The 8,276-nt window shown below is 67.3% G+C and carries 11 protein-coding genes and 1 pseudogene; 8 read left to right on the plus strand and 4 right to left on the minus strand.

The features are described 5' to 3' along the window. The 3 genes and pseudogenes from N416_RS23380 to N416_RS0119220 all read right to left on the minus strand — a co-directional run. A pseudogene (locus N416_RS23380) lies at positions 1-75 on the minus strand (WXG100 family type VII secretion target); the annotation flags it as partial. A gap of 48 nt (positions 76-123) precedes the next feature. Continuing rightward, the gene (locus tag N416_RS0119215) at positions 124-1,293 is read right to left on the minus strand and encodes a PPE family protein (RefSeq protein WP_024443723.1); all 1,170 of its coding nucleotides are present in this window, start codon (positions 1,291-1,293) and stop codon (positions 124-126) included. A gap of 18 nt (positions 1,294-1,311) precedes the next feature. Beyond that, positions 1,312-1,611 (minus strand): PE family protein, encoded by a 300-nt coding sequence (locus tag N416_RS0119220; protein ID WP_024443724.1) that lies wholly within the window; start codon positions 1,609-1,611, stop codon positions 1,312-1,314. Between the two features lie 231 nt (positions 1,612-1,842). On the opposite strand from N416_RS0119220, the gene N416_RS0119225 reads away from it, so the two are divergent. The 7 genes from N416_RS0119225 to N416_RS0119255 are packed head-to-tail and all read left to right on the plus strand — an operon-like array spanning position 1,843 to position 7,538. Next, a complete protein-coding gene (locus N416_RS0119225; RefSeq protein ID WP_024443725.1) occupies positions 1,843-2,760 on the plus strand; it encodes a metal-dependent hydrolase in 918 nt (305 codons plus the stop codon). A 34-nt stretch (positions 2,761-2,794) separates the two neighbouring features. Then, entirely contained in the window at positions 2,795-3,739 is a 945-nt protein-coding gene (locus tag N416_RS0119230; RefSeq protein ID WP_024443726.1) for an alpha/beta fold hydrolase, read from the plus strand. Continuing rightward, a complete protein-coding gene (locus N416_RS0119235; protein WP_024443727.1) occupies positions 3,732-4,817 on the plus strand; it encodes a PDR/VanB family oxidoreductase in 1,086 nt (361 codons plus the stop codon). Before N416_RS0119230 ends, N416_RS0119235 begins: the two co-directional genes overlap by 8 nt. Positions 4,818-4,850: 33 nt before the next feature. Next, positions 4,851-5,855, plus strand: a complete 1,005-nt coding sequence (locus N416_RS0119240) for an alpha/beta hydrolase (protein ID WP_024443728.1) — start codon at positions 4,851-4,853, stop codon at positions 5,853-5,855. Between the two features lie 26 nt (positions 5,856-5,881). Beyond that, positions 5,882-6,619, plus strand: a complete 738-nt coding sequence (dapB, locus tag N416_RS0119245) for a 4-hydroxy-tetrahydrodipicolinate reductase (RefSeq protein WP_024443729.1) — start codon at positions 5,882-5,884, stop codon at positions 6,617-6,619. 50 nt (positions 6,620-6,669) lie between these two features. Beyond that, positions 6,670-7,086 (plus strand): hypothetical protein, encoded by a 417-nt coding sequence (locus N416_RS0119250; RefSeq protein ID WP_369797622.1) that lies wholly within the window; start codon positions 6,670-6,672, stop codon positions 7,084-7,086. A gap of 50 nt (positions 7,087-7,136) precedes the next feature. Beyond that, entirely contained in the window at positions 7,137-7,538 is a 402-nt protein-coding gene (locus tag N416_RS0119255; protein ID WP_164518060.1) for a flavodoxin family protein, read from the plus strand. Positions 7,539-7,544: 6 nt separating this feature from the next. Here the strand turns inward: N416_RS0119255 and N416_RS0119260 are convergent, their stop codons facing one another. Continuing rightward, complete coding sequence (locus N416_RS0119260) at positions 7,545-7,850, minus strand: hypothetical protein (protein WP_024443732.1); 306 nt, start codon at positions 7,848-7,850, stop codon at positions 7,545-7,547. Positions 7,851-7,973: 123 nt separating this feature from the next. On the opposite strand from N416_RS0119260, the gene N416_RS0119265 reads away from it, so the two are divergent. Then, positions 7,974-8,195: a hypothetical protein gene (locus tag N416_RS0119265; protein WP_024443733.1), complete on the plus strand. Its 222-nt coding sequence runs from the start codon at positions 7,974-7,976 to the stop codon at positions 8,193-8,195. Positions 8,196-8,276 lie beyond the last annotated feature (81 nt).

Here is an 8,276-nt window from a genome sequence, read left to right on the forward strand (position 1 = left end):
CGTCTGCGCGTGCACATCAAAACGGCCCGCCATCGAACGCATCGCGTCCGGGTCAGTCATAAAACGTGTTGCCACTGCTTTGTCTCCTTGTTTTGTTGAAATTGATGTCCGCGGTTCGGTGACTCACCACATGGTTGAGCGACGTCCCTTGACGGCCTTTCGCTTGGCTTCCTCGACCGACTTGTTCTCCCGGTACTGCCCGTTGGCGCCTCGCCCGCCCATGGCCATCAGCGGTGCGCCGCCGAACAGCGGCATGCCGCCGAACATCCCGCCGCCGCCGATCCCCTCGGTGGCGACGACATTGGACGTGTCGACCTCAGCAGCGGCCAGCCGCATCTCCGGAGCGGCGGTAGCCCAGGCCTTGGGCACCGACAACCCACTGACCGACTGCGCGCTGCCGACCGACGCCGACGTCGCTGACGCCAGACCAGCCGACGCGGGTGCCGCCAGCGTCGGCGTCAGGCCCAACGGCACGCCCGCCGCGATGGACATCGGTGATGCGTCTCCCAAGCCGAACGGCGACGGAAGTGCTGCGCCCGCGATGAGGTACTCGGGTATGAAAGCGGCGATGATGGCTACGGTCAGGGCAGTTCCTATCGGAGTGACGCCCAGCGCCCCGAGGTCGGCGAGAATGTCGCCGATAACCGGAGGAATGGCCGACTGCGCTGCGCCCGGCAACACCTCCATCACTCCGTTGACCGCGGCTTGCGCGGCACCTTGCCCGAGCCCCTGGGCCGTCGCTGCCTCCTGCGCAGCTATGCCTGCTGGGTTGGCTGTCTGCGGAGGCGGCCCGAACGGCGCCATCTGCGACGCCGCCTCGGCCGCAACGGAATAGCTGAACATCGCGGTGGCGTCTTGTGCCCACATCTCGGCGTAAATCGCCTCGGTAGCGGCGATCGCCGGAGCGTTCTGGCCGAAGAAGTTGGTCGCGACCAGTGCGGCCAACTGGGCCCTGTTGGCGGCGATCACCGGTGGCGGCACTGTCATGGAGAACGCGGCCGCGTGTGCAGCAGCTGCGGCCTTGGCCTGTGCGCCGGTCTGCTCGGCCTGAGCACCAGTGGCGTTGAGCCACGTGATGTACGGCGCGGCCGCTGCTGCCATGCGCGTCGACGCGACGCCCAGCCACCCTCCGCTGGTGAGTCCGGAGATCACCGACTGGTAGTTGGCCGCAGTGGTGTGCAGCTCGGCGGCCAGTTCATCCCAGGCTGCGGCGGCGGTCAACAGTGACCCCGCGCCCGGCCCGGCGTACATACGTCCGGAGTTGACCTCCGGGGGAAGCACTGCGAAATCCATTGTCTACCCCTTCTGTCGTCAACCGGCCGCGAGGGCGTTGGCGGCCTCGGCGGCCGCATAGGAATTACTGCTGGAGGCAAGGGTGGCGACGAACATCTCGTGGATGGCCGTTGCTTGTGCGCTGACCTGCTGATACATCAGCGCGTGTGCGGCGAATCGTGCGCCCAACATCGCCGATACCTCGTCGGCGGAGGGCGGAAGCACACCCGTCGTCGGGGCTTGAGCCGCCGAATTCTGGGCTGCCAGTGCCAGACCGGAGCCACCGAGGCTATCGGCTGCCGTTCTGAGTTCCTCGGTATGCGCGTTGACGAAAGTCAATGGGTTTCTCCTCAATGAAACGGTCGCCGGCCGGGGCAGCTGGCTGGGGGGCGCCCTTGACATTTCCTGTCAGTTGGCTTGGAGATCAAGCTGGTTAACAGTCTCTTAAACCGCGGCCCGAGAATGTAACCGGCGTGCAACAGACGGCTCACTTCGTAACCGCCCCGTAACAGGACGCAGGCACTCGTCTCGCTTGACATTTGACGTATATTTGTCAAAAAAGGAGGCCCGATGCTCAGCGCTGACGACACCGCAGCAGGCCCGCACTCACCCGGTGCGGGAGCGCTGGATCACGAGCGCATCGTCCTGCAAGCCCGCGACGTCGGGTTCGACTGGTCGGACCTGCCAGTGCACTACGTGCCGGGCGAACCCTTCGTGACGCACTTCTGCAATGTGCTGCACCTGCTGCTGCCGGCCGGCGAAGAGTTCTTCGTCGAGGTGTTCAAGCAGGCACTACCGCTGATCAAGGACGACCAGCTGCGGCTGGACGTGCAGGGATTCATCGGTCAGGAGGCCATGCACTCCCAGGCGCACACGGCAGTCGTCGACCATCTGGCCGCACGTGGCGTGGACATGTCCCCGTTCACCGGCCAGATCAAATGGCTGTTCGACAAACTGCTGGGCGACCGGCCGGCCTGGAATGAGCGCCGTCAGCAGCGCTGGCTGCTGGAACGGGTGGCTCTGGTGTCCGCCGTCGAGCACTACACGGCGATTCTCGGCGAGTGGATCCTCGAGAGCCCGGCGCTGGACGAGATCGGGACACATCCGGTGATGCTGGACATGTTGCGTTGGCACGGTGCCGAAGAGGTCGAGCACAAGGCCGTCGCGTTCGACGTCATGAAGCACCTGCGGGCTGGCTTCCTGCGACAGGTCCGCACCCAGCTGGCCGTCACGCCCCTGATGCTGCTGTTGTGGGTGCGCGGCCTGCGGTTCATGTACAAGGTGGACCCGCTGCTGCCGGCCGGAACCAAGCCGCGCTGGCGGGACTGGTTCATCGCAGCGCGGCGCGGGTTGGTGCCCTCGCCGTTCGAATTCCTGCCGGCCATCGCCTCCTACTACCGCCCCGGCTTCCACCCGGCGCAACTCGGCGGGGTGGAGAAGGCGGTCAACTACTTGGCCATTTCGCCCGCTGCCCGCGCCACGCATTGACGGGGACGCGGACGAACCATAAGGAGCTCAGTCGATGACTACCACCACCACTGTGACGGCCGCCGACGGTGTGACACTTGCCGTACACGCGTACACGGATCTGGACCCGCAGCGCACGACCGTCCTGGCGATCCACGGCTACCCGGACAACCACCACGTCTGGGACGGGGTGGCTCGCGAGCTCATCGAGCAGCATCCGGGCCGCTACAACGTCGTCGCCTACGACGTGCGCGGTGCGGGAGCGTCGTCGGCTCCGGCGGATCGATCCGGCTACCGATTCCCGCAGCTGATCGCAGACGTCGCCGCGGTGATCGAGCAGCTGGGCCGACTCGGTGTGGACAAGGTCCACCTGCTGGGCCATGACTGGGGTTCGATCCAGGGCTGGGCGGCCATCACCGACCCGGCCGTGGCGGCCAAAGTCGTTTCCTACACATCGATTTCGGGCCCGCACCTGGACTATGCCGGCCGCTTCCTGCGCTCGGCACGCAGCCTGCGGACGCTCGGCGATGTCGTACGGCAGTTGCTGGAGTCGAGCTACATCTGGCTGTTTTTGACCCCGCGGGTTCCCGAGGCGGCCTTCCGGTCCGGCTTGGGCGTCAGAGTCCTTGGCTGGCTTGACCGTATCGGTCGCTCCGGCCGGCCGCGCCCGGATATGCCCCGAGGCGAGAACGACTACGTCAACGGGCTCAACCTGTATCGCGCGAATATGCCAGGACCGTTTCTGAAGCCGTCGCGGCCGTTGCCGGCCACCGATGTTGCGGTGCAGGTGCTCGCGCCTCGGCTGGATGTATTCGTCAGCCCGGCCCTGCAGCGCTACACCGGTTCCATCCCGGCCAACAATCGGGTGCTCGACATCGACGGCGGCCACTGGGTGGTGATCGATCGACCCGACGTGATCGCCCGGCTCACCGACGAGTGGGTGCAACACAGCGTGGCCGGCGGTGCCGGCGCGTCCGGCAATGGCCTTCGGCATGCCTGACGTGACAGCGCAGATCTGGAAATCCCGTCCCGCCGACCTCTACGGCCGCCGCAAACATGACCGACTGTTCAACGCGCTCTGGGGAGCGATCACCGTATTCGGTGGGATGGCAGCGCTGTCGCGATGGAACCCCTCGCGGGTAGTCCCGGTGTCGCGGACGATCGCGGCCGTCGTCTCCAAGCGGGAGATGTTGACCGGCGACGTGGTGGCGCTCACCCTCGTGGACCCCGACGGTGGGCTGTTGCCGTCCTGGACGCCGGGCGGTCATATCGACGTTCAGTTGCCCTCGGGCCGCCGCCGGCAGTACTCGCTGTGCGGCGTGCCGGGACGTCGCACCGAGTACCGCATCGCGGTCCGGCGGCTGGACCACGGGGGTGGCGGCTCGGTCGAGATGCACGAGTCCTACGCCGAGGGTGACACGTTGGTGTTCGAAGGTCCGCGCAACGCCTTCCATCTGGGCACCGGCGAGAGCGAGGTGCTGTTCGTGATCGGCGGGATCGGCGTGACCCCGATGCTGCCCATGCTTCGGGTGGCCGCCCAGCGCGGAATCGATTGGCGCGCGGTGTATGCCGGCCGCAGCCGGGCCGACATGCCGTTGCTGGACGAGGTGTTGGCCGTGGACCCGCAGCGGGTGTCGGTGTGGGCCGACGACGAGCACGGACGCTTCGCCGGCACCGAGGAGCTGCTGGCCGGCGCCGGGCCGCGGACCGCGGTGTACGTCTGCGGTCCGAGCGCCATGCTCGAGGCGGTGCGGATCACCCGCGACGAACACTGCGATGCGCCATTGCACTATGAGCGGTTCAGTCCGCCTCCGGTGGTCGACGGGGTGCCGTTCGAGTTGGAGCTCGCCCGATCGCGGCGAGTGCTGGCGATTCCCGGGGACCGTACGGCGCTGGACGTGATGCTCGACGCCGATCCGACGACTGCATACTCGTGCCGCCAGGGATTCTGTGGCACCTGCAAGGTCATGGTGGTCTCCGGCGAGGTCGACCGCCGCGGACGTACCGCCGAGGGCGACCGAGAAATGCTGGTCTGCGTGTCGCGGGCCAAGGGAGGACGCGTCGTCATCGACGGCTGAGTCGAGCCCTATCGGTGCGGATAGAATGCCCGGATGTCTGGTGAGGCTGAGATTCATCGCGGGAGTTTGCGGGCCAGAATCATCTACGTCATCTTCGCGGCGGTGATGCCGCGCTTGGTTCGGTGGATCAGCCGCCGTGGCGGCCCCGAGGCCATGCCCGGAATGTTGGCGCAGTTGGGCCGGCGCACCAACACCGTCGCCCGCCTGCAACGGCTGCGACCGCACTTCCGGATCCGCTTCACGCGGGATCTCGCGACGGGGGTTCCCGTCGAGATCGTTCGCAGAGCAGACTGCATCGCCCCACTGAGCGACGGCGCCATCTTGTACTTTCACGGTGGCGGGTTCTTCACCGGAGGCCTCGATACTCACCTGCATGTCGTGGCGACGCTGGCCCGGCGCACCCGGCTGCCGGTGGTGCACGTGGATTACCGGCAGTTCCCCGACGTGAGCGTGGACGGCTCGGTGGAAGACTGCGTCGGCGCCTACCGCTGGCTGCTGGAGCAGGGGGCCGACCCCAACAAGACGGTGATCGCCGGAGACTCCGCAGGCGGTTTTCTCACCTTTGCCACCGCACTGCGAGCCCAGCAGGAAGGGCTGGCGGCCCCTGCCGGCGTCATCGGGATCTCGGCATTGCTGGAGCTTGAGGGAACGGCCCGCAGCACCCACGCGAACATGGGCACCGACGCATTCGGCATCGCGGACGCGCTGCCGGACCTGGTCGACCACGTGTGCCCGTTGCCGTCGATGCGTCACGACCTGTCGCCGATCAACGGCCGGCTGGAGACCATGCCACCGGCGCTGCTGATCGCCGCCGAGTCGGAGATCCTGCGCTGCGACAACGAACGTCTGCACGCCGCACTGCTGGCGCACAACCGGTCCAGCCGGCTCGCGCTGTGGACTCACCAGGTGCACGCCTTCCCGGCACTGTTCGGATTCCTGCCGGACAGCCGGGCGGCGTTCGACCTGATGGTCCGATTCGTCGCCGAACGCCTTACCGCCCCCGGCGAGGCCGGCGAGACCCGCCGGGAGGTGTCCTGACGCCCCTTGCCGCTAGGGTGGCAGCCATGCGAGTAGCAGTATTGGGCGCCAAGGGCAAAGTCGGCGCGACGATGGTTGCGGCGGTGCACGCTGCGGACGATCTGACCCTGTCGGCCGAGGTCGACGCCGGTGACGAACTGAGCCTGTTGACCGACAGCGGCACCGAGGTGGTGATCGACTTCACCCACCCCGCCGTCGTGATGGACAACCTGAAGTTCTTGATCGACAACGGGATTCATGCGGTCGTGGGCACCACGGGGTTCACCGAGGAGCGGCTGGACCAGGTGCGTTCCTGGATCGAGGCCACGCCCGGTTCGGCGGTGTTGATCGCACCCAACTTCGCCATCGGCGCGGTGCTGTCAATGCATTTCGCGGCGCAGGCCGCAAAGTACTTCGAATCGGTGGAAGTGATCGAGCTGCACCACCCGCACAAGGCCGATGCGCCGTCGGGTACCGCCGCTCGTACCGCCGCGCTGATCGCCGAAGCGCGAAAGGGACTGCCGCCCAACCCCGATGCCACCAGCACCGGACTGCCCGGAGCCCGCGGTGCGGACGTGGATGGTGTGCCGGTGCATTCGATTCGGCTGGCCGGGCTGGTCGCCCACCAAGAGGTGCTGTTCGGGACCATGGGGGAGACGCTGACCATTCGGCACGACAGCATCGACCGGACCTCCTTCGTGCCCGGGGTGCTGCTGGCGGTGCGCCGGGTCGCCGAATTCCCCGGGCTCACGATCGGCATCGAACCCCTCCTCGACCTGAAGTAGTCGTGACGAAGGTGTCGCCGGCCGCGCGGGTGAAGGTGCTGATCGTCTTCATGTGCCTGGCGCTGCTGATGTATCTGGCGTTTCTGGGTCGCATCGCGGTGCTGCTGATCGCCTCCGGTTCGGTGGCGGCGATCGGGATGGGGGTGGCGCTGCTGATCATGCCGTTCCTGGGACTGTGGGCGATGATCGCCACCCTGCGAGACGGGTTCGCTCACCAGAAGCTGTCGCGCCTGATCGCCGCGGACGGCATGGAACTCGACTCCGGTGCCTTGCCGCGGCGGCCGTCGGGACGCATCGAACGTGACGCCGCCGACGCCCTGTTCCACACGGTCCGTGCCGAACTCGATGCCGACCCCGACAACTGGCGGCGCTGGTACCGGTTGGCTCGAGCCTACGAGTTCGCCGGGGACCGCCGGCGCGCACGCGAGGCGATGAAGACCGCGGTCGCGCTGCAGGCACAGCAGTGAGCAAGACGCTGCTGGTGGTGCACCACACTCCGTCGCCGTTCTGCCAGGCGATGTTCGAGGCGGTGCTGTCCGGGGCGGCGGACCCGCAGATCGAGGGCGTCGAGGTGGTGCGCCGCGCCGCGCTTGAGGTCTCACCGGCCGACATGCTGGCCGCCGACGGCTACCTGCTGGGCAGCCCGGCCAACCTCGGCTATATCAGCGGCGCGCTCAAGCACGCCTTCGACGTCTGTTACTACCCGATCCTGGACTCGACCCGCGGCAGGCCGTTCGGCCTCTACCTGCACGGCAACGAAGGAACCGAGGGTGCTGAGCGGGCCGTCGACTCCATCACGACGGGCCTGGGATGGGTCAAAGTGGCCGACTACGTGGTGGTGTCGGGCAAGCCGGGCCAGCCTGACCTGGACGCGTGCTGGGAGCTGGGCGCGACGGTGGCCGCGCAGCTGATGGACTGAGTCCCGCTACGGGTCGATGTGGTTCTCCGGCATGTAGAACGAGTGCAGCGGGTAATCCCGGCCGGGCCCCATGGGGTGGCAGTCCTGCTGCGACGGCGGTGATTTCGGCGGCTCGTAGTAGTAGATGACGCAGCGCTGCCAGCTGCCGTCGGGCTGAATCGGACCGTCGCACTTCTGGGCGGTGGAGAAGAACAGCAGCGGGTTGTCCTGGCAGCCGGCCTGGGCCGCCGGCGCCGAGGCGATCAGCCATCCGGCCGCCAGTCCGGTGGCCGTCAGCGCGGTGGTCAGGCCCCCGGTGAGGTAGCGCTTCACGGTCGACCCCTTCTCATCGCGTCGTGTTGTCGAGTGACTATGCCGGACGCGGCCGGTGTTTGTCGCAGATTATGCCCGCGGTTCCTGGGCAGTTCCTATCGTGAGGCGATAGGCTGCGATGCCGTGACCCATGCAAAAGACACCGCGTCCACGACGGAGTCCACCACGGACCTGCTCGCGCGGACCTTGGAGTCTGTGCGAGTCGCCCACGACAACATCGCGGAGCTGGCGCAACAACAGAACGGCATCTACGCCGTCGCCCAGACCGCGAGGGGCACCGCGCTGATCCACGACCTGCGCAAGCAACTCGACCAGCTCAACAAGATCCTGCCCTTCAAGAGCTAGTTGCCCCGTCCCCGTCAGGGCGGCGCCTTGTTGTGGGCGCGTTCGCTGTTGATGCGGTGGGCGCGGTCTTGGGTGCGGGTG

It is taken from the genome of Mycobacterium sp. UM_WGJ (genome assembly GCF_000455125.1).
Taxonomy (GTDB): Bacteria; Actinomycetota; Actinomycetes; order Mycobacteriales; family Mycobacteriaceae; genus Mycobacterium.